Origin of the sequence: Nitrosomonas sp. Is37 (genome assembly GCF_033063275.1) — a bacterium.
Classification (GTDB): Bacteria; Pseudomonadota; Gammaproteobacteria; order Burkholderiales; family Nitrosomonadaceae; genus Nitrosomonas.
Genome location: NZ_JAWJYP010000006.1, coordinates 49,006 through 68,330, shown reverse-complemented (window position 1 = coordinate 68,330; position 19,325 = coordinate 49,006). Strand labels below are relative to the sequence as shown.

Annotated in this window: 17 protein-coding genes; 8 read left to right on the top strand and 9 right to left on the bottom strand. The window is 47.5% G+C overall.

What is annotated here, in order from left to right; genetic code table 11:
* The first annotated feature begins 175 nt into the window (after positions 1-175).
* Positions 176-919 carry a hypothetical protein gene (locus tag R2Q26_RS04380; RefSeq protein ID WP_317535149.1) on the top strand — a complete coding sequence of 248 codons (744 nt, stop codon included), beginning with the start codon at positions 176-178 and terminating at the stop codon, positions 917-919.
* A 79-nt stretch (positions 920-998) separates the two neighbouring features.
* On the opposite strand, the gene R2Q26_RS04375 is transcribed toward R2Q26_RS04380, so the two are convergent.
* On the bottom strand, positions 999-1,757 hold the full coding sequence (locus R2Q26_RS04375; RefSeq protein ID WP_317535148.1) for a pentapeptide repeat-containing protein: 759 nt from the start codon (positions 1,755-1,757) through the stop codon (positions 999-1,001).
* Positions 1,758-1,821: 64 nt separating this feature from the next.
* Here R2Q26_RS04375 and R2Q26_RS04370 point away from each other — a divergent pair, with 64 nt between their 5' ends.
* A complete protein-coding gene (locus R2Q26_RS04370) occupies positions 1,822-2,037 on the top strand; it encodes a hypothetical protein (protein WP_317535147.1) in 216 nt (71 codons plus the stop codon).
* Between the two features lie 150 nt (positions 2,038-2,187).
* Here the strand turns inward: R2Q26_RS04370 and R2Q26_RS04365 are convergent, their stop codons facing one another.
* Positions 2,188-4,377, bottom strand: a complete 2,190-nt coding sequence (locus R2Q26_RS04365) for a copper-translocating P-type ATPase (protein ID WP_317535146.1) — start codon at positions 4,375-4,377, stop codon at positions 2,188-2,190.
* Positions 4,378-4,668: 291 nt separating this feature from the next.
* On the opposite strand from R2Q26_RS04365, the gene R2Q26_RS04360 reads away from it, so the two are divergent.
* Both R2Q26_RS04360 and R2Q26_RS04355 read left to right on the top strand, forming a co-directional pair.
* On the top strand, positions 4,669-4,989 hold the full coding sequence (locus R2Q26_RS04360; RefSeq protein ID WP_317535145.1) for a hypothetical protein: 321 nt from the start codon (positions 4,669-4,671) through the stop codon (positions 4,987-4,989).
* Between the two features lie 299 nt (positions 4,990-5,288).
* A complete protein-coding gene (locus tag R2Q26_RS04355; RefSeq protein WP_317535144.1) occupies positions 5,289-5,573 on the top strand; it encodes a hypothetical protein in 285 nt (94 codons plus the stop codon).
* A 472-nt stretch (positions 5,574-6,045) separates the two neighbouring features.
* Here the strand turns inward: R2Q26_RS04355 and R2Q26_RS04350 are convergent, their stop codons facing one another.
* Positions 6,046-7,245: a cupin-like domain-containing protein gene (locus tag R2Q26_RS04350; RefSeq protein ID WP_317535143.1), complete on the bottom strand. Its 1,200-nt coding sequence runs from the start codon at positions 7,243-7,245 to the stop codon at positions 6,046-6,048.
* A gap of 666 nt (positions 7,246-7,911) precedes the next feature.
* Between R2Q26_RS04350 and R2Q26_RS04345 the strand changes: the two genes are divergently transcribed.
* On the top strand, positions 7,912-8,727 hold the full coding sequence (locus R2Q26_RS04345) for a CheR family methyltransferase (protein WP_317535142.1): 816 nt from the start codon (positions 7,912-7,914) through the stop codon (positions 8,725-8,727).
* Positions 8,728-8,768: 41 nt separating this feature from the next.
* On the opposite strand, the gene R2Q26_RS04340 is transcribed toward R2Q26_RS04345, so the two are convergent.
* Positions 8,769-9,890 carry a site-2 protease family protein gene (locus tag R2Q26_RS04340; RefSeq protein WP_317535141.1) on the bottom strand — a complete coding sequence of 374 codons (1,122 nt, stop codon included), beginning with the start codon at positions 9,888-9,890 and terminating at the stop codon, positions 8,769-8,771.
* A 638-nt stretch (positions 9,891-10,528) separates the two neighbouring features.
* Between R2Q26_RS04340 and R2Q26_RS04335 the strand changes: the two genes are divergently transcribed.
* The gene (locus R2Q26_RS04335; protein ID WP_317535140.1) at positions 10,529-11,887 is read left to right on the top strand and encodes a D-alanyl-D-alanine carboxypeptidase family protein; all 1,359 of its coding nucleotides are present in this window, start codon (positions 10,529-10,531) and stop codon (positions 11,885-11,887) included.
* A gap of 257 nt (positions 11,888-12,144) precedes the next feature.
* On the opposite strand, the gene R2Q26_RS04330 is transcribed toward R2Q26_RS04335, so the two are convergent.
* The gene (locus tag R2Q26_RS04330) at positions 12,145-14,142 is read right to left on the bottom strand and encodes a Clp1/GlmU family protein (RefSeq protein ID WP_317535139.1); all 1,998 of its coding nucleotides are present in this window, start codon (positions 14,140-14,142) and stop codon (positions 12,145-12,147) included.
* 369 nt (positions 14,143-14,511) lie between these two features.
* Between R2Q26_RS04330 and R2Q26_RS04325 the strand changes: the two genes are divergently transcribed.
* Together R2Q26_RS04325 and R2Q26_RS04320 are read left to right on the top strand one after the other, a co-directional pair.
* Positions 14,512-15,051 (top strand): macro domain-containing protein, encoded by a 540-nt coding sequence (locus R2Q26_RS04325; RefSeq protein ID WP_317535138.1) that lies wholly within the window; start codon positions 14,512-14,514, stop codon positions 15,049-15,051.
* 162 nt (positions 15,052-15,213) lie between these two features.
* On the top strand, positions 15,214-16,215 hold the full coding sequence (locus tag R2Q26_RS04320) for an isoaspartyl peptidase/L-asparaginase (protein WP_317535137.1): 1,002 nt from the start codon (positions 15,214-15,216) through the stop codon (positions 16,213-16,215).
* Between the two features lie 40 nt (positions 16,216-16,255).
* On the opposite strand, the gene R2Q26_RS04315 is transcribed toward R2Q26_RS04320, so the two are convergent.
* From R2Q26_RS04315 to R2Q26_RS04300, 4 genes are all read right to left on the bottom strand, one after another.
* Positions 16,256-16,525, bottom strand: coding sequence for a hypothetical protein (locus tag R2Q26_RS04315; RefSeq protein WP_090566805.1), 270 nt, complete (start codon positions 16,523-16,525; stop codon positions 16,256-16,258).
* Between the two features lie 249 nt (positions 16,526-16,774).
* Entirely contained in the window at positions 16,775-17,611 is an 837-nt protein-coding gene (gene dapF / locus R2Q26_RS04310; RefSeq protein ID WP_317535136.1) for a diaminopimelate epimerase, read from the bottom strand.
* A gap of 82 nt (positions 17,612-17,693) precedes the next feature.
* Positions 17,694-18,140, bottom strand: a complete 447-nt coding sequence (locus tag R2Q26_RS04305; protein ID WP_317535135.1) for a GNAT family N-acetyltransferase — start codon at positions 18,138-18,140, stop codon at positions 17,694-17,696.
* Entirely contained in the window at positions 18,137-19,189 is a 1,053-nt protein-coding gene (locus tag R2Q26_RS04300; RefSeq protein WP_317535134.1) for a hypothetical protein, read from the bottom strand. Before R2Q26_RS04300 ends, R2Q26_RS04305 begins: the two co-directional genes overlap by 4 nt.
* Between the last annotated feature and the right edge of the window lie 136 nt (positions 19,190-19,325).

The following is a 19,325-nucleotide window of genomic DNA, read 5'->3' as shown; positions in this document are numbered from 1 at the left end:
TAACATATGATGAAAATGACTAAAGTTTCTGAAGGAATCATTTAATGCTGCTGAATGTTGATCATTTCCTGCGCACCGTCGCTACGCTCGAATAAGCTCTGAGTGCAGAAAATGATGTCATCTCGGTGGTTTATTGGAGACTGGAGTCCGCACTTCCAGTTGCAGGCTAGTTAAGATGAGTAGTGTTGCACAATCCCAGGATTTTTACATTGGTTGGGATGTAGGTGGCTGGAATTGCGATAAAAATAGCAGGAGTCGCGATGCCATCGTGATCCTGGATGCATCGCTCGCTATTGTCGGCCAGCCGTGGCGCGGCAACTTGCGCAATTCAATCAATGCGACAGAAACCTCCAATGCATGGATTCAGGCATTGTTTGAGCCGTGTGCCGCTGCTGACACTATTCATACTATGTCGCACATCTATCTGGCGATCGACACACCGCTGGGATTCTCTGAAGAGTTCATCAGCTTGATCACAGAACTGAAAGGCGTCACAGCATTAGGCGACTCGTTCAGTAACCCTTATTTGTACCGAAAGACGGAGCGTCTGCTGTTCGAGCAGGGACTTGCCCCGTTGTCGCCTATCAAGGACATGATAGGCAGCCAGGCGACCAAAGGGATGCATGTATTGGCGCGATTTGCCCGTAAGATCTCAAGCTGTGGCGTCTGGACCGACGGTCATTCACTGACTGTGCTGGAAACCTATCCCTCCGGATGCCAGCACTCCGTCATGATTGCCAGGTTGCGTGGCCGCTATGATCCTTTAGGTCATGAAGACAAAGAGGATGCTTTGACCTGCGCCCTGATTGCTTATCTCTATGCAAAACAGCGTGATTTGCTTGGTTCGCCGGCTAGCGACATACCGGCTTCAGAAGGCTGGGTATGGGTACCGAGGGATGCGCTTGGGCAATCGGGGTGAGTGTCGACAGCTTCACCTTGCCATATTATTTATACTGTCTGCGGCTCGCTCTTGCGCCATGTTTGATTTAGAAATGGAATTAGGGACAACCCTTACATCCACTTGTACGCGCCATGGTAAAAATAGTCTGCTCGAGATTGGCTCCACTCAGATCTGCGTCGGTCAGATCGGCATCGGTAAAATTTACCCCTTGCAAATTGGCGCTAACCAGGGATGCTCCACGCAAATGGGCGGCGCGCATGTTGGCGCGCTGGATATCGGCATGGTCGAGTTTGGCACCACCAAGCTTCGCGTTGGTGAAATCTGCGCTGGTCAGCTTGGCTCCTGTCAAATTAGCGCCACTCAGATCCGCATTTTGTAGAATAGCACCTTGCAGATTCGCGTCTACCAGTTGGGCGTCATTAAAACGTGCGCCCCGGGCATTTGCTTTTACCAGCGAAGCCTGGCTCAGATTGGCTTCGCGTAGTTGAGTACTCGACAGATTCGCTTCATTCAGATTGGCTCCAGTCAGATTCGCTTTGGAAAGTACCGATCGGGTGAACTGGGAATTTGCCAGATTCGCATTTTGAAGATCGCTTCCGTACAGATTCATATCCACGCAAAATGTGCCTCGCCGGATACTGCATCCCTCCACGTTGCGTGCCTCTTGGGCAAGCGCTTCCACGCAAATAAACAAAAGTAGCAAGAAAGAGCATCGAAAATAATTAGCGAGCGATCGGAAAGCAGAGTGCATGGTGGGCGTAATACGAGATATATCAGATGGATGGGCGATGGTTCTGGCCCCGTCTAGTCGATTCTTCACGGTGACCGATAGTGATACGATTTTTCTTTTGGACATAAGTATCAGTGTGACTCCCTTGGAAACGCACGGTTTAGGTAGGCTATTGAAAAAGGTTTACTCCATGACTCATACGCCAAGGCACTCAAGACTTCACCACCGGCTGACGCTTTTCGTAGTTACAGCATTGATCGACTATTTCCCAGGCCGTTTCGAGTTCCGTCGCACCATTACGCAACGTGAATTCGATGGAAGTCTTGATATTTACTCTGATCAGCTCCGCGCAGATGCATTCGAGAAGCGCGTCACCCTTAACATAATGCATTTGGAGGAGAGTTAATATAAACATCTTTTTCTATTTAGCCGGAATGTACCGAGGATCCTATATGTTGTCAAACATACTGAGAAATGATCCAGAAAGTAATTTTGCTAACTCAGATTGAAAATATTCTGATGATTTTGCTGCAATTCAACAAACGTTAACAGATGATTACTGCAAAGAAGTGAGGCGCAATCTCAAAGCATTACCAATGACACTGATCGAAGAAAGTGACATTGCGGCAGCGGCGATAATCGGCGAGAGCAGGATCCCGAAGAAAGGGTAGAGCATACCTGCTGCCACAGGTACCCCGGCAGCGTTGTAAATAAACGCAAAGAACAGGTTTTGTCGGATATTGCGCATGGTTGCCATGGATAGCTTGCGAGCGCGTACGATACCAGTCAGGTCGCCTTTGAGCAGCGTAATGCCAGCGCTTTCCATGGCCACATCGGTACCCGTTCCCATGGCAATACCAACATCGGCCGCAGCCAATGCTGGTGCATCGTTGATGCCGTCGCCGGCCATAGCGACAATTCGTCCTGCTTCCCGCAGTTTTCTGACAATTTCGCCTTTGTCTTCTGGCAGAATCTCTGATTCGATTTCGGTGATCGCGAGTTTCTTGGCTACAGCTTCAGCAGTGCGGCGGTTATCACCAGTTAGCATCATAATATGAATACCCTCTTGCTGCAACGCCTTGATCGCCGCCGTTGTCGTCGTCTTGATCGGGTCGGCTATGGCCAACAGCCCGGCAGGTTTGCTGTCTACAGCCATAAAAATGACAGTAGCCCCCTCGGCCCGTAGTGCATCAGCCTGCGTACTGAGTGATGAAACATCGACGGCCTGTTCTTCCATTAGCATTGCATTGCCTAGGGCAACATTTTGCCCTTTTATTCTTCCGATAACACCTTTGCCAGTATGTGAATCAAATTGATCTGCCGCAGATAGATCGAGCCTCTTTGCTTTCGCTGCTGTGACAATGGCATGCGCCAGCGGGTGTTCGCTGCTTTGTTCTAGCGAAGCAGCCAGCGCTAGCAACGTGTCTTCGGTAAATCCTTCGGTCGTAACAATTTTGGTTACTGTTGGCTTGCCTTCAGTGAGTGTTCCGGTCTTATCAATGACCAGCGTATCTACTTTTTCCATACGCTCCAGCGCTTCGGCATTTTTAATGAGCACGCCCACTTGTGCGCCTTTGCCGACACTGACCATGATTGACATGGGCGTGGCTAACCCCAACGCACAGGGGCAAGCGATAATCAGCACACTGACTGCAGCAATGAGCGCATGGCTGAGGGTGGTAGGGGGCGGTCCGTATACAACCCACCCGATAAAGGCCAGCAAAGCAATGATGATAACTGCAGGCACAAACCAGGAAGAAACAACATCAGCTAGTCTTTGAATTGGAGCGCGGCTGCGCTGTGCTTCAGCCACCATGTGAACGATTTGCGCAAGCATCGTATCTTTACCCACGCGCTCGGCTTTCATCACAAAACTGCCAGTCTGATTAATCGTGCCACCGATCACCTTACTGTTGGGTTCTTTCTTCACGGGCATCGATTCACCCGTCACCATCGATTCATCCACTGCGCTGCGTCCTTCGGTAACGATGCCATCCAAAGGAACTTTTTCACCAGGCCGAACACGCAGCAGATCACCCACATGGATATGTTGCAGTGGTACATCTTCTTCTCCTGTGGCGCTAAGCCGGCGAGCTGTTTTGGGCGCCAGATCGAGTAGCGCACGGATTGCACCGCCTGTCCGCTCGCGTGCTTTGAGTTCCAGTACCTGTCCCAGTAAGACAAGTACCGTAATCACTGCAGCAGCCTCAAAATATACCGCCACAGCGCCGTTCGCCTGCTGGAAGTCAGTGGGAAAAATACCAGGTGCCAGCGTTGCCACCAAACTGTATAGCCAGGCCACCCCTGTGCCCATGGCAATCAGCGTGAACATATTCAATTTGCGCGTTTTCAATGAAGCCCAGCCGCGCGTGAAAAAGGATTTTCCCGCCCAAAGCACCACTGGGGTAGCCAGTACCAGCTGTATCCAGTTAGCTAAATGAGTATTGAGGTAAAAGAGCTGATCTCTAAAATGGGCACTCATTTCCAATAAGAAAACGGGGAGGGTTAGCAGCAAGCCGAGCCAGAGCCTTTTACGCATATCGGTCAGTTCCGGGTTTTCACCTTCTTCTCCAGTCATCGCTTCCGGTTCCAGCGCCATACCACAGATTGGACAATTTCCCGGGTCTTTTTGCCGAATTTCGGGATGCATGGGACAAGTATAGAATCCTCTGGTCTCAGCAGCTGGTAAGGATTGCGCTGTGCTGCCCTTTTGTTTGTGCTCATGGCGCTCATTTTGTGATTCCATATAACCTCCGTGATATGAACCGTCCGCCGCTGCGTCTGCGTTCTCAAAGCGTGTTCAGCAGAGTTTTTTCTGGCAAATACCAACCTACATTTGTTAGTACACAGTGGCAGATCGCCACTACGTTACTGATAATTTTTCTTTCTTACCTGCATGATGGAATTTGCTGCTTACACTGTTTTCTAATGATAGACTGAAACCGAGATTGACAAATAAATTTTAATAACGGTATCAGTGAACAAACGGTTCTGATTATTAGAAAATATTAAGAAAACCTTTTTGCAGGAGAAGACTATGACTATCGATGAGAATTTGGTACAAGCAGTCTGGGAAAAAGGAAGAGGGACACTGGGGCAAGACATATCCGAGTGGCGCCAGGACCAATGTGGCGCATGGATAAGCCGGCAAAAATATAATAATGCAAAGTCAGAATATGGCTGGAAAATTGTAAATGTTAAACCAGGTAGTCCGGATCATCTGGAGAACCTGCAGCCATTTCATTTGGAAAATGATTTCGATATTGCCAATGATAAGCCACACTGCAGGGTTACAGCTGACCGATCTGGACTGATGCCCACCCAAAGTGTCGATACGCCACACAATACTAGCGTTTGATCTGTTGTCTATGACTTTTTTCTCACTTTGTTACGTTGATGCTGTTTTGGGCGTTGACTGTAGTGGGCGCTCTTTCCAGGACAAAATTTAGGATATATCGGAGTAGGTGATGACAAGTATCTGGCGATTCATACTGCTGTTTCTGCTTCTGAATCTGCTCAGCGGATTTACATTACCCACTGAGCCATCCGAGTATTGCAGAAGTACTACCAATGCTGACGCCAAGGCTTGCTTCGCCTCGCATCTCTCCTATTGTGACAGTACGAGTTTTGCCAACGCAGGAGCATGCTTCTTGATTAATGCATCCTACTGTGAAAGCGATAGCAATGCGAATTCTGGTGCGTGCTTTACATCACATCCAGTATATTGCAGCAGCTCGAGTTACGCTCACTCCGGTGCCTGCTTCCTGGCTAGCGAAGCTTATTGCGAAAGCGATAGCTACGCCAATTCCGGCGCATGCTTCGCATCACACCCATCCTACTGTAGCAGCTCGCGCTACGCCGATGCGCTTGCCTGCTCGGGTGCAAGACCAGCCTACTGTGAAGACATCATTTACGCAAACTCGAAAGCATGTTCCCGTTTAGTCAAGCCCAGTCCTAGCCAAATTTTAGAGGTTGCTCGCCGCCTGGGGGCGCCGGTAGATGTGAACACTCTCATGCGTGAGCTGATGAAATAATCAGCAATTCTGGAATGGTAACGATTAATTCCATTTCTAAATCAAACCTGATTTTGTCGGCTTCTCCTTGCCGTATTATTTATACTGTCTGCGGCTCGCTCTTGCGTCATGTTTGATTTGGAAATGGAATAATGAGGGCTAGCTCAAAGCCATGGTCTAAAAATGAAAGAGAAAAGAGTGCTCTAACCTTCATGTGCTTACCTCGCTGATCTATACACGTTTATACACGTTTGCTCTATACTCTTCTGTTTTTTAAGTTAAAAATGGGTCGGTGTTTATCGTCATGTAAAGATAGCAGTTTTTCCATCAACGCGCATATTTGTGATTAGCCGATCAAAATAGTCAAATTTGGGCCTTGTTGAAAACCTGGAGCCAGGTTTTCAGTAGAGTATGGTTTCCTGCTCATTATGGGCGGTGTTCCTGGCTAGATCACCAATATTCCCGCGAATGGTGCTGCTGATGACTTCAGGGCAGCTTTTCCAGAAACCAGCCGAAAGCAGCTGCAGGCCACGGAAATACCTGTTCGACATCACCGTTGGTGCGCTATAGCGACAAGTAACACCTAGTCCTTCTTCATCGAGGTTGATGGTCTTATGCCACATCCATGCTGGGAAAAATAAAACATCACCCGGGTGCAGGTCGAACTCATAACGCGGGGCGTACTCCACTAATGGATAAGCGTCACGATCACTTGGCTCACCCTGTTCGTCAGCGCGGAATGCTGCAAACCGTCGCATACCATCGCCACGAGCGGCCGGATATAACAGCCAGGAATATTCGGATTCAATCAATGTCCAGCGCTTGGTTCCCGATACGGCCAGATACCAGTTGAGACCTTCTTCGCAGTGGTAATTGGCATTTAACCCCGTGCCGAGACCGAGAATCAGAAAACTCAGAATAGGTTTGGATGGACGACCCATGACTGGGAAATAGGCATGTGACCGTCGGATATCAAAATGTTGGTAGAAGGCTGGGTTTTGGTCGAGCAGTAATTGTTGCGGGATGAAATTGCAGCGACGATCCTTAGCGATCTGGTATAGGGATGTATTGATCATCTTCATGCTGTGCTTGTTCAGAGCCTGTGCCACTGCATCAGGAAATCGTTCTGCCAGTGTTGCGAGTGTCCAGTCTGCGGGTACATTTTCCATAAATCCACGCAATAAGCACGGAATGGAGCGTTTGACGTGCTCATGGTAAAACTGGTGCGGCTCAATCTTACCAGGACGATATTCCGCAATATCTAGAATTAGTCGGCGCGGTAGGTTGTAGTTTTTCAATCTTTGTAATATCTGCTGTTCTGTTCGCTGACGCTCCTTTCGTAATACGTCAGGATTATTAGCCAGATGTTGACATAACATGATGCTCTTTAGCGATAACACATTTACATACCCCAATGGCAGTCTCACTACACCCCGTTTACCTATTCGCTCTACAACAAACATGCGCAAGAAAAATTGCTGCTCCATCACTAATTGCCACGCCGCATATAGAAATGTCGTTACTCCAGCCAGCAGAATAGCCAGCACGTTTCTCACAGACGCCCGTGTTGTTCTTTTTAGTACTTTGTCAGCAATCTCCATTGAATGCCTCCTTTGTTTTCTTCTCAGTGTTTAATTTCAGTTTGAGAATGAGAATTGATCCTGTTTTGTCTCATATTGATGCTAAGGAATAACAAAGAGATAGGCAATAATGCAGAAGCCTACAATTTTTATTCCTTAGCGAGAGGTGCATTGAGAAAGAAAGGAGCAAGTGATCTGACTGGTGTGTTATTAATCCGGACGGATAAAGTTTTAATCTAGATTTCTTAGCTGGACGGGATGGAGTGGCGGTTTTGCGAGCGCAGGGCAAAGCGAACGATGCAGAATGGTCGCTCCATGCCAAGGAGTCGCAATGCAGTTATGTGCTTGTAAAATCGTGCACTCCGCACCGAAGCGTAAACATCTGGAAGGTGAGAATGAAATTTATAGGAAAGACTATTATATTCATAATGTTAATACCCGCATGAACGATTAACTGAGGAATCTGGGTTTAACAATTAGATTAGATAGCAATAACTGGATGCAAGAATATTGCTTTTGTAGCGGGTGGCTCCAAACTCTAGCAGTACTGATGTGCTGATCCGATGCTATATTGCATGGATCTACATCGTGCTTTCTGGATTGTGAGGCCCGGTCTTGTTGAGAACCGATGGTATTTTTGATCAATAATAACAGGAAAGGCTGGCTGGCTTTAAATAGGTAATACTTATGAAAGATGAAGCCTGTATTCACTTCTTGCAGTGGGCCCTGCCGCAGATGCAACTACGCTGGCAGGGTTTTCCCCGAGTTAGAAAACAGGTATGTAAACGTATTAGTCAGCGTATTAACCAGCTAGGTCTTGCGGATGAATTGGCTTATCGTGATTATTTGCTTAGCCATGCTTCTGAATGGCAAACTCTGGCCATCTTGTCTCATGTCACCATCTCACGTTTTTATCGTGATAAAGTCGTTTTTAATCGACTTGAAAGTGAATTAATACCCCGATTGTGTGCTCAGCTGCTGCTGCGAGGTGAAAAATACTTATATTGCTGGAGTGCAGGCTGTGCTAGAGGTGAAGAGGCTTATAGCCTGGTGTTACTCTGGTCTTTTGTTTTGCAAGACTACTACCCGGAAATTGTAATATCGATTACTGCAACAGATATTGAGCCGCTCATGATTCAACAGGCACGCAAAGCGTGCTATCCATTTAGCAGTGTGAAGAATTTGGCACCTGAATGGCGTCAAAGAGCGTTCAGACAAATCAATGATCAATATTGTCTGCATCCCATTTATCAGCAGCCAGTCACTTTTTCACTTGCTGATGTAGAGCAGATGGTTGGTACGCAATCTTGTCATCTGGTGCTGTGCCGCAATCTGGTGTTCACCTATTTCAGCTTAAATAGACAAGTACAATTTCTGCATAAATTACAAACACAACTTTCAGCGGGAAGCATACTGGTACTGGGTGCGCATGAGCGCCTGCCTGAAGGGATGAGCGGCTGGCGCCAATGGCAGTCCCGATTACCGATTTATGTGCGTGAATAGGAAGACCTGATATCCTCAGTTAGATGAGCTTGATGACGGGATTAACGGCCGGTGTCGATGTGTAGTTGCAAAATCTTCAGTATATGTTCGCGATCGATCCAGCCAACAATTTTACCCTCGTCGACTACAGGCACTTGGTTGATGCCATACTCATTCATGATTTGTAATACCTCAAGGATGCTGTTATTAGGCTTGGCGATATAAAGACGTTTGAGCGGGGTCATGATCTCGCGCACTGGCGTGCTGGACCATTGCTCGCGTGGACACTTAACAATATCACTTAGTGATACTAGGCCGATAGTTTGGTTATCTTTAATCACTAGACACGCACGGTGGCCGGTCAGTAACATCTTTTTATCTATCCAGTCCAATATGCTCATGTCTGCAGCTATCGTCGGCACTTCTTTTTGTGTTACATCACCAACAGATACATGACCAGCCAGGTGTTCCCTGAAATAAGCACGTTTGCTGTCCTCTGCCACGGCAAGCAAGAACCAGCTTATCCCTATTAACCACAGACCATTGATCAGCGCGGCTGGCTGCAAGGCTACCAGCATACCTGTAACCATTAAGCCATAGGCGACTATCTTGCCACTCATTACAGCCCATTCCATTCCTTTAACAGCATTTCCAGTGATTCTCCATACCAGGGCACGGAAAACACGGCCACCATCCATTGGAAAACCAGGTATTAAATTAAAGATCGCCACCACCAAGTTAATGGTTGTTAACCAATCGAGTACTGCTGTGGCGGTTTCGCTGTATGGCATTAGCCAAAGCTTGAGTAAATAAAACAGACCCGCGAGCGCAAAGCTTACCAGGGGCCCTGCAATTGCAATGAAGAATTCGGTTGCGGCAGTATCTGCATCTTTCTCAGTTTGCGCCACACCACCGAAAACAAAGAGCGTAATGGCGCGTACCTTGATCCCGCGAGCTATCGCTATCAGGCTGTGACCTAGTTCATGCAGGATGATACTGACAAAAAACAACAGTGTAGCCAGCAAAGCGGTCAGCAATGTGGCATGACTGCTCCACTCTGAGTGAGCATTTCTAAATACCGCAAACAGCGAGCTGATTAGCAAAAAAAAGACGATAACCCACGTATAGTGCACTCCGATACGTATACCAAAAACAGTACCGAGACGAAATGAAGATTCCAGCATTTAGTTATCCTTTGATGAAGCGGTAATAAGCACACTATACTCCTCATATCCCTCCGCAGAGAATTAGTGCAAACACCTAGAATTACTGATTAGCTTGCAAAATCAGGTATGGCGTTTAGCAGCAATTCGGATAAAATCGCAGCTATTACGTTGACCTGACTTTAAACTACCATGAGCAGCGGCCACGCTGTACTCATGCAGGCAAGGTTGGTGGTCGATTAGGCCGTGTAGCGTGTGAAAAATGCGTGATCACAATCTGCTCAGCAAGCGACAAAAAGGGACATGGCTTTTGAAAAAATATTGCAAACCAGCAGGGCTGAGGAAAAAAACTCAGGCTAATTGACGATCATGCGGGGGATGGATGATATCCATCATTTAAATTTGCCACCCTTGTGTAACCTGATCAGCAGCAATTGAAGGCTGATTGGATATCACACATAGCTCTATGATTTACATTTTGCCTAAATCATAGGCTATTTGGGATATTACAATTGCGATGTGAGTGACGACCATGGATAAGTTAATTTATATGCTGTTCAGCAGCAGAGTGTTTCATTTAGGCTATCGACAGGACAGGCTGATGGGTGAGTCCATTGATTAATACATTGATTTGCATTATTGCAGAAAGGATAGGTCCTATGTTTGCTTTGAAAGGTGCAAGGAGAAAAGGATTTCTTGTCTTTGTTGTATTGTTATTACTCTCCCTGGTAGGCCAGGTACAGGCGAATCCTCGTCATGCTGCTATCGTGATCGATGCGGATACGGGTCAAGTGCTTCACGAGTCAAATGCTGATGCCAGCCGTTATCCTGCCTCTCTGACCAAGATGATGACGCTCTACATGTTATTCGAGGCGATGGAGCGAGGTAAGATGAATCTTGATACTCCCATGCAGATATCGACTCATGCAGCGTCCATGCCGCAGACCAATATCAGATTGCGATCGGGTGATACCCTTAACGTGCGTGATGCGATTCCAGCACTGATCGTGCGCTCCGCCAACGACGTAGCAGCGGTGGTAGCCGAGGCGTTGGGTGGCACTGAGGCTAACTTTGGTCGCATGATGACGGAGAAAGCCCGCAAGCTTGGCATGTATTCCACCACCTTCCGCAATGCCTCCGGTCTACCGCACAGTGAGCAGAGAACTACGGCTCGGGACATGGCAACCTTGTCCACGCGGTTAATGAAGGATTTTCCTCAGTACTACCATTATTTTTCGACCCAGTCGTTTCGTTACAAAGGTATCACCTATAACAGTCACAACCGCATGGTACGAAACACGCCGGGTGTTGACGGCCTGAAAACCGGTTTTATCCGGGCCTCAGGGTTCAATGTGGCCACTTCCGCCAAGCGGGGTAATCGACGGATAGTTGCGGTGGTGATGGGTGGACAAAGCGCCGCCTCGCGCGATCGGCAAATGGCCCAGCTGCTGGATCGCAGCTTTACGCAATCAGTCGCGACCAAGTCAGCCCGTAATGTCAGCAATATCGATGCGGCACCAGCCGTAGCTATGAAGGCTAGTACGTCTGCTCCTGTCTCTAAACTGGCTCCCTTGCAGCCAAAGACCCCCGAACTGGCAACCAAGTCAGCCCGTAATGTCAGCAATATCGATACGGCGTCAGCCGTAGCTATGAAGGCTAGTATGTCTGCTCCTGTCTCTAAACCGGTTCCCTTGCAACCAAAGATTCCCGAACTGGCCATGATGAAACGGCCTACTTCGTCAGAGGTCAATGTTGCGCCCCAGAGGGTTGCCGTGGTGGATAGCAACAGCTGGGCAATTCAAATAGGTTCCTATCAGGCGTACGATCGAGCCCAGGCCCAGGCGCAAGCTGCCACCCGCTGGGTACCAGGTGAAATAGTGGTAACCGAGATTGAGATTAGCAATCGTAAGTTCTATCGAGCCCAATTGGTGGGTTTGCAGAAAAACGAAGCGCACACCGCCTGCCAGAGTCTGGCCCGACAGGGAATAGAATGCCTAGTGGTACGATCCCATAGCTAATTTACCTGCCTGATTTTGTCGGCTAACAAAAAGCCCAGTTTAATATTTTTGTTTACTTTGACATCACAGGGCTCTGTTTTGGCTACTGGTACCATCAAGCAGGGTAATTACTAAATAACAGCTATTGAGTCTTCATACGGAAAAAACCGGGATCGAGGTGCAAGGAAATCAGGGGCATAAAAAAATTAAACACTTAGTCACGCAAACTCTAATGATTACTTGATTTCTACTGACGCTGCTAAGCTATGTTAGTTTTACTAGGTTAGTTCATCCTGTTCGTTGGTAATCCCAATGGGCTGCAAGAGAGGTGGCATGACAACACGTGAGCAGACGGTATGTATCTCATCATAAACCTGCTGTGGTTTGTCAGCATAGCGCTGGGAAAAGTGGAAGGGCACCAGTCTGGCAACTTCAGCAGCCGTTGCAATTTCGCCGCAAGCGCGTGTGGTTAAATGACCAGTCCGCGCAGCTTGGCTGACATCCGTTTCCATAAAGCAAGCTTCGCAGAAAAAGGTATGGGCGTATCGGGCTAAAGCCTGGAGACGCCTGCGATTATCCACGGTATCAGCAAGATCGGTTGCATAAACTAATTTCTTGCCTGGCTTGATCAGAGTCAGATCAGTTGCGATAGCAGCCACATTGGTCACCATTCCATCAGGCAGAGTAATTATTGCTCTGTCATTTTCGGCCAGCAGGTGTTTTTTCAACTGAGCCAACCAAGGTCCTGGCTTCAGGTTATGTGCTTGCAAGTAATCTTTGCGGATATTGATCTCCTTTGTCGGCTCGAAGGCGTAGGCCAGCACCGGCGTATGGTGATCTAGCATTTGTGCTCGAATACGGAAACCCGTATCTTGCAGGATAACCCCTGCTTCCAACTTGACCTCGTCGAGCTGCACACATGCTTCCTGGCCTGCCTGCAGTCGAAAACGTAGCAATCGGTCTGTATGCATTTCCGTTACCTCAAAGCAGGGCGCGCGCTCACCGATCCGATCCCACAGTATCCCTTGCAGGAATCCTTTGATGTGCTGAGCCAATCCTGGCGGTCCATACAGGCGGCATGGTGGAAATTTACCAATGCGTGACCGCAATAACATCATGAAGCCACCAATATGGTCGATATGGGCGTGACTGATAAAAATATCCGTTACCTGATGAGCAATGCGTGCAGGCAGACGCACGCCCTCTCCCAAATCGAACAGCAGGCTTCGCCTTTGCTGCCGCAAGCGCACGTGCAATAGCGGATCGCCAAAAATACCATTAACCAGGCAGAAATCGATTTGGCCGACTCGACCTATGATCCGCATCCCTCCATTTTGCTGGGGTGGGCGATTCACAGTAGATGGCGGCAGGTATTCGAGTGGCTCTGCCGCAAACGGTATAGCCGTTTCTACCAGACCGTTGAGCGAACGCTGCGCATCCCGGATCAATAAACTATCGAAAGCGTGTGGTAAGTATGGCAATCTGACAGTTAATTGCTTTCCGTGCAAGTGCTTCACTTCGGCCATGACCTGGGTCTGATTGCGATTCAATAGTGCGATCTGCCTTCCTGGCCAGGCACTGGCTTCGCCTAAGGGGGGCGGTGTGCCGATAATATTTACTTGCGCAAGATCAACTGTGTGTTCAATACCGTGCTTAAGGTAGTTATTCCACAGCATTGTCCGCTGGCGAGCGCGACTGCGTTTCCCTGGTCGCTTGGCCTCCACGCTGGCTTGGACCACGAAGATCTGGTCTGTCAAGTTACGCAATTCATCCAGCAGCGCTGGATGGCGATCAGCCGCAGTAAGCGCGAGCACAGCATCGGCAGCTACCACCTCGAACAAACCCTGTAACAATTCACTGCCGGCAACGCCACGGACTACGCCAGGGGCATCAATTAACAATACGTCGTAATCAAGCGATTGGGCAAGGGATTGGACGAGGTGTCGTATCGCTAAAACCAGCGGCAGGCGGAAACGGCCTGCATTGAGACTGCAGATAGCTTCATAACTGCGAATCTGCCAGTCATCCGATTGCCATCTGGCGAGAGAAACAGCACCTGGAAAACCAAAGGCGGGCGAACCGGGATCGGCACAGATACAGTAACAGCTTCGACCAGCCTTGTTGAGTTCATGCGCCAATTGTGCTGCCAAGGTCGATTTGCCGACTCCAGGTGGACCATACAACAATATTCGCCGATTGTGCATTAACACAATGGTGGCGATATCAGCCGCACGATAAGCTAAAACAGGCAAGTTGTGTCTAATATCGCTATACATGCATTCTTATTCCTTACGTGCAAAAAGCTTGATAATTTTTGATCTTATTTTGATCACAAAAGTTTTTTAACTGAAGTAGTTTCCAATCATTTTCAAAGATGAAAAAGCTAAACTAGGTTTTGTTAAAAGCAGATTTGTATAGCTTCAAGGTTGATGATGCGCAGCATCATGAGTAATATTGCCTAATCTGCTGAGTGAGTGGTTATGTGCTATCAAAGATCTCAGTCCTGGCCTTTGCCCAGCGGTTGGTCGCAGTCACGGTAGGTCGACAAAGAGCAAGCTGCAGCAGCTAGGCCATTGAGGTGGTAAAAGAGTAAAGCGGTTAAGGGATATAAATTTACTCTAATACAATAATGGGAGATGTAATTTATGACTAAGCGTGAATTCTTCGGCGTAACCATTGAGTGTGTTCAGGGAAACATTGCGGCTCAATCTGATATGGATGCCATTGTTAACGCGGCTAACGCCATGTTGCGGATGGGAGGAGGAGTGGCGGGCGCGATCCATCGGGGAGCAGGTCCTGGCCTCGAAGAGGAATGCCGCAAGCTCGCGCCTATTCAGCCTGGTCAGGCGGTCATAACCGGAGCGCATAATCTGCCAAACCGCTATGTTATTCATTGCCTTGGGCCGGTCTACGGCAAAGATGAGCCTTCTGATCAGTTGTTATCCTCCTGTTATCGTAACGCATTGCAACTGGCCGAGGATAATAGCATCAGATCCATTGCTTTTTCGGCAATCTCGACAGGCTTTTTTGGCTACCCATTAGAATCGGCTACAAGGATCGCTTTCCAGACAATTTTCGATATGCTTCCCAGACTTTTGACTGTTAAACATATTCGCTTTGTTTTGTTTAGCAAGGCTGATCGACAGCTATACGAGCAAATTCTTGGTCAGTTTGCAGAAGCGTGATTTAGAATAAAGAGCACAAGTATTCAATTGCGCCATGCAAATTCGAACAAAGATTGATCAGCATAAAGGGTGGCGCAGATGTAAATATACTCTGAGTCCAATAATGAACAAAACGTTTATGAATACCGAAAAAACAGATCGGTGCTCTTGTCCTTGGAAGAAATGGTGACCAGCTTACTAATGGCAGATGCTTCACCGATTCGGCTGGTGATCCACGGTGGCGCTGGTACTATCATTCGCAGTAAGCTGACAACGGAACGTAAGCAGGCTTATACAGAGGCACTTGCTCAATCTCTGATCGCTGGTTATGCGATACTTACAGCTGGCGGCAGCAGCATTGATGCTGTGATTGCAGCAATCGTGGTGATGGAAGATTCACCCTTGTTTAATGCTGGCAAGGGCTCGGTGTTCAGCCATGCTGGCCATAATGAACTGGAGGCATCGATTATGGATGGTTCCACACTCATGGCTGGTGCTGTTGCTGCGGTCACAACGATTCGCAATCCGATCCGTGCCGCTCACGCCGTAATGACAAAAAGCACGCATGTGATGCTGATGGGCGAGGGTGCTGAAACTTTCGCTGCCGAACAGGGTCTTGAGATCGTGGATCCATCTTATTTTTATACGCAATACCGCTGGGATCAGTTACAAAAAGCGATTGCCAAGGAACGCGTGTTGCGCGATCATGACGCTGCTCCGGTTACACCATTGCCAGGCGAGAATGAAAAGCGCGGCACGGTTGGTGCTGTGGCGCTGGATTGTTATGGCAATCTCGCTGCTGGCACATCAACTGGCGGACTCACGAACAAGCGCTTCGGGCGCGTGGGGGATTCGTCGATCATTGGCGCTGGTACCTATGCGGACAATCACTCGGTTGCGGTATCTGCAACCGGTACCGGAGAAATGTTCATCCGTGCTGCAGCCGCATTTAACACGGCGGCACAGGTGCGATTACAGCACAAACCGATTGCCGAAGCGGCCAATAATGTTCTAGCGGAAATTGCCGCCATTGGTGGTGATGGTGGTTTGATTGTGTTGGATGGAAAAGGCAATTATGCCATGTGCTTCAATACCACAGGAATGTACCGCGGTGTCATCGGTAACGATGGCATTGCGCGGGTGAGCATTTTCTCGGAAGCTGAAACCTCTGCTTCAGAAAAGTAGCTATGCAGATTTTAATTTCTTTGATTCTGACTTATCAGGCTTAAAATTTTTGATTGCTTTCTTTTTTCACCTTCCACTTAATGGTTACATAGGTTCCTAAATATGCACCCAGGAAGGCAGCAGATATATAGATTTTGTTCTCGACATAATTAGTGACCGTAAATGCTGTGACTAGAATAATCATGGCTGACCAGAATGCAGCAGGGTGTGCTCTTCTTTCTTCTACATCAATGAAATAGAGTGTCCAGCACACATCTGCAAGTGCCATTGCGGCCATAATTAATAAAAAAGTCACAATTGAAAATTCCATACGATCACCCTTAAAAAAACCTACACTGAATCGAACAGTTTATAAGTGGTTGTGCGTCGTTTTGAGAATTGCGATAGTAACAGAATATTTGCATGCAGAACGCCCCTATGATGACAATACTATCGTGCAGCATGGCTACACGCTATGTCAAAACTTCAGCATTCTTCCTTGCTACTATTCAAATTCGATGTTTCACCCTCAGGGCTAATATCTCATGCGGCACTATCCAATTAAGATGAATAAACCTTCCTACATACTTAGCCAAGCATACCCTCGCTGCAAGTGATCGATTGGCATTGCTGATTTTGGATGAGTAGTATTCGCAAACCCGATGACCTTTCCTTGATAACGTGTCGGACCACAAATTGACAAGTGTCCATTGTTTTCTCTGATTTGCAGGCTTCCTCCGATCGAGTTCGTGATTATCGGCAGCGTTATCCCAAAGACCTTAGCCGCCACGTAAGCACTCGCTGCGCTTCCTGTTCCGCAACTTTTGGTGACATCTTCCACACCCATCTCATACGTGCGTACCGAAATGCCTTCCTGGTCGCGCCAGATGAAATCAACGTTGACGCCTTCCGGATGACCGACGAACTCACATAAAGACTGTTCTTCCCGTAAGGATTTACCCAATACTCTTGCGGTTTCTATATCAACCTCAGAACCAATCACCACCACGTGTGGGACACCGGTAAAGACGAAATGAAGCTGATGATTAATCTGCCGGTAGTTTCGTGCTTCTCCTAGATTCGCTTCGACAAGATCATCATGGACGAGCACTTCCTTCTTTCCGTCGCCGGTGATGATGGAAAACATGTCGCTGGAAATATAGGTGTCACGCAAATAACGTGTCGCACATCGCAAGCCATTGCCGCACATGGTTTCTTCGGTTCCATCACAATCAAAAATCCTCATTGTCGGGAACCCTTGTTGTCGATCCAGATAAATAACACCATCGGTCTCGTGCTGCATTGCTAATGCGTTTGAAATCTGCGAGCGATCAAATCCAGCCAGAGGAGTTCTCATCTCATCAACTATCAAGAAAGAATTGCCACACCCATCCATTTTAGTTGCTTTGATTCTCATCGTCTTATTTCCTTTATGAACTGATTAATAAGTGTTGTGTGGAATAGCAGGGGATTAAAGACCCCTGCGTTTAACTACGGTTCTACGGTTTAAATCCCGTCCGTCTTGTAAGATGTACTTGAGCAACGCCTGAGATAAATTCATCTTGAACAATGCCAGCCAGGACAAAACCATTTTTAAGATAGAATCGCAGGCTTTTATTTGCATCGGCATCAGTAATGACATTGAGAATTCTTCCTCCTTGCTTCTCAATCTCAGCAAAAATGCTATCTAACATCAGAGAGCCATATCCTTTGCCACGATGATGCTCGTCGACTGCAATGGTCAGTAGGTGATAGGTATCAACCGTTTTTTTAACAATCACATAGCCGACAGGATTGCCATTCTCTATTACGCAGTGTCCAAAGCATTTGCCAGGGGAGATGTCTTCCAGTTCATCATGAATTGCAGATTGGTACATAGGACCAATATCCTGCAGGGCAATCTTCTCAAGATTGGGATAGAATTCTTTCGTAATAGGTATGATCATGATTCACTTATTTGTTTACCTAGAAGGATATACTGCCGGTCCCGATGGATAATCGTGCCAGCTATGGTTGCTTGTTCCATGGCGGAATCTGCTAATTCCTCAAGCAGCTGGGTCTTTCCTTTGAATCGTTCCGGGTATAGTGGAGAGAGTCGTTGTACGGCTGTATCGACGATCAGTGCAACCATATCATTGTGTGCGATGTTTGCGTGACGGCACATATTGGTAAGATCAGCTTCTGTGGGGTGAATACCAGGAATTACATTGGCTTCTAGGAAATAGAGCTGGCCATCGCGCTCGCGAAAGTCCATACGGTTATAATCACGCACCTCAAGTGCTTCGTGCGCTGCAATAGCGAGCTTCGCGAAACTTTGTGCTTTTTCAGTCCAGGAGAGATGTGAAATATAGGAATTCTCGATGTCTTTTACGTGGGGATCACGTACCTGAGGCTGTCCTGGAATCTTTGCAAAGTCGATTTCCAAGATCGGGAGCACATAGTTTCCGATAAGGCCTATCGTATACTCGTTTTCGGGCAGGAATTCTTCGACGAGCGCGGGTTGATTGAACTGTGTGTAGATCGCTTCGATGGCATCATTGAGTTCTAACAAATCGTGCACTTTGCTTTTTTGGCTGATACCAATACTGGTTCCTTCGCTATAGGGTTTTACCATCAAAGGGAAAGACAAATCTTTGAGCTGCTCTCCTGGCACCATGAGCTGAAATCGTGCAGTCGGCACGCCGTCATACGCGACGATCCTTTTTGCCGTTGCTTTATCCATCTTGTTGATGAATGTTTTTGGGCTGCTGCCTGTATAAGGAATGCTTAGGTATTCACAGAAAAATGGGACAATAGCTTCACGCAATTCCTTCTCATCGAGACCTTCTGCGTTATTGAAGACTAAATCGATATGATTTTTGCACTTTTCAAGTTGATGATATATATCAGAACCAACATCAATCAATTCTACATTCGCGCCGAGACGTTCTAGCGCTGCTATCACAGCTTCGATGGTAGCCGGGCTTTCAAATTCGCCATAACGTTCGTCATCCATGTCCGGCTTTCTTACGTTACAAGTATAAGCAATATTGAGTTTATTCATATTGAGGAGAAACGTTTAGTAAAAAACGCTCTTTTTTATTAAAAGTTAATATCATTCAAGGTACAGTTCAGCAGTTTGGCAACTTTCC

What these genes read in the sequence shown, in the direction of transcription:
- R2Q26_RS04380 (WP_317535149.1), top strand. Translation starts at nt 176, where the DNA reads ATGAGTAGTGTTGCACAATCCCAGGATTTTTACATTGGTTGGGATGTA.
- R2Q26_RS04375 (WP_317535148.1), bottom strand. Translation starts at nt 1,757, where the DNA reads ATGTCCAAAAGAAAAATCGTATCACTATCGGTCACCGTGAAGAATCGA.
- R2Q26_RS04370 (WP_317535147.1), top strand. Translation starts at nt 1,822, where the DNA reads ATGACTCATACGCCAAGGCACTCAAGACTTCACCACCGGCTGACGCTT.
- R2Q26_RS04365 (WP_317535146.1), bottom strand. Translation starts at nt 4,377, where the DNA reads ATGGAATCACAAAATGAGCGCCATGAGCACAAACAAAAGGGCAGCACA.
- R2Q26_RS04360 (WP_317535145.1), top strand. Translation starts at nt 4,669, where the DNA reads ATGACTATCGATGAGAATTTGGTACAAGCAGTCTGGGAAAAAGGAAGA.
- R2Q26_RS04355 (WP_317535144.1), top strand. Translation starts at nt 5,289, where the DNA reads ATGCATCCTACTGTGAAAGCGATAGCAATGCGAATTCTGGTGCGTGCT.
- R2Q26_RS04350 (WP_317535143.1), bottom strand. Translation starts at nt 7,245, where the DNA reads ATGGAGATTGCTGACAAAGTACTAAAAAGAACAACACGGGCGTCTGTG.
- R2Q26_RS04345 (WP_317535142.1), top strand. Translation starts at nt 7,912, where the DNA reads ATGAAAGATGAAGCCTGTATTCACTTCTTGCAGTGGGCCCTGCCGCAG.
- R2Q26_RS04340 (WP_317535141.1), bottom strand. Translation starts at nt 9,890, where the DNA reads ATGCTGGAATCTTCATTTCGTCTCGGTACTGTTTTTGGTATACGTATC.
- R2Q26_RS04335 (WP_317535140.1), top strand. Translation starts at nt 10,529, where the DNA reads ATGTTTGCTTTGAAAGGTGCAAGGAGAAAAGGATTTCTTGTCTTTGTT.
- R2Q26_RS04330 (WP_317535139.1), bottom strand. Translation starts at nt 14,142, where the DNA reads ATGTATAGCGATATTAGACACAACTTGCCTGTTTTAGCTTATCGTGCG.
- R2Q26_RS04325 (WP_317535138.1), top strand. Translation starts at nt 14,512, where the DNA reads ATGACTAAGCGTGAATTCTTCGGCGTAACCATTGAGTGTGTTCAGGGA.
- R2Q26_RS04320 (WP_317535137.1), top strand. Translation starts at nt 15,214, where the DNA reads ATGGTGACCAGCTTACTAATGGCAGATGCTTCACCGATTCGGCTGGTG.
- R2Q26_RS04315 (WP_090566805.1), bottom strand. Translation starts at nt 16,525, where the DNA reads ATGGAATTTTCAATTGTGACTTTTTTATTAATTATGGCCGCAATGGCA.
- dapF (WP_317535136.1), bottom strand. Translation starts at nt 17,611, where the DNA reads ATGAGAATCAAAGCAACTAAAATGGATGGGTGTGGCAATTCTTTCTTG.
- R2Q26_RS04305 (WP_317535135.1), bottom strand. Translation starts at nt 18,140, where the DNA reads ATGATCATACCTATTACGAAAGAATTCTATCCCAATCTTGAGAAGATT.
- R2Q26_RS04300 (WP_317535134.1), bottom strand. Translation starts at nt 19,189, where the DNA reads ATGGATGACGAACGTTATGGCGAATTTGAAAGCCCGGCTACCATCGAA.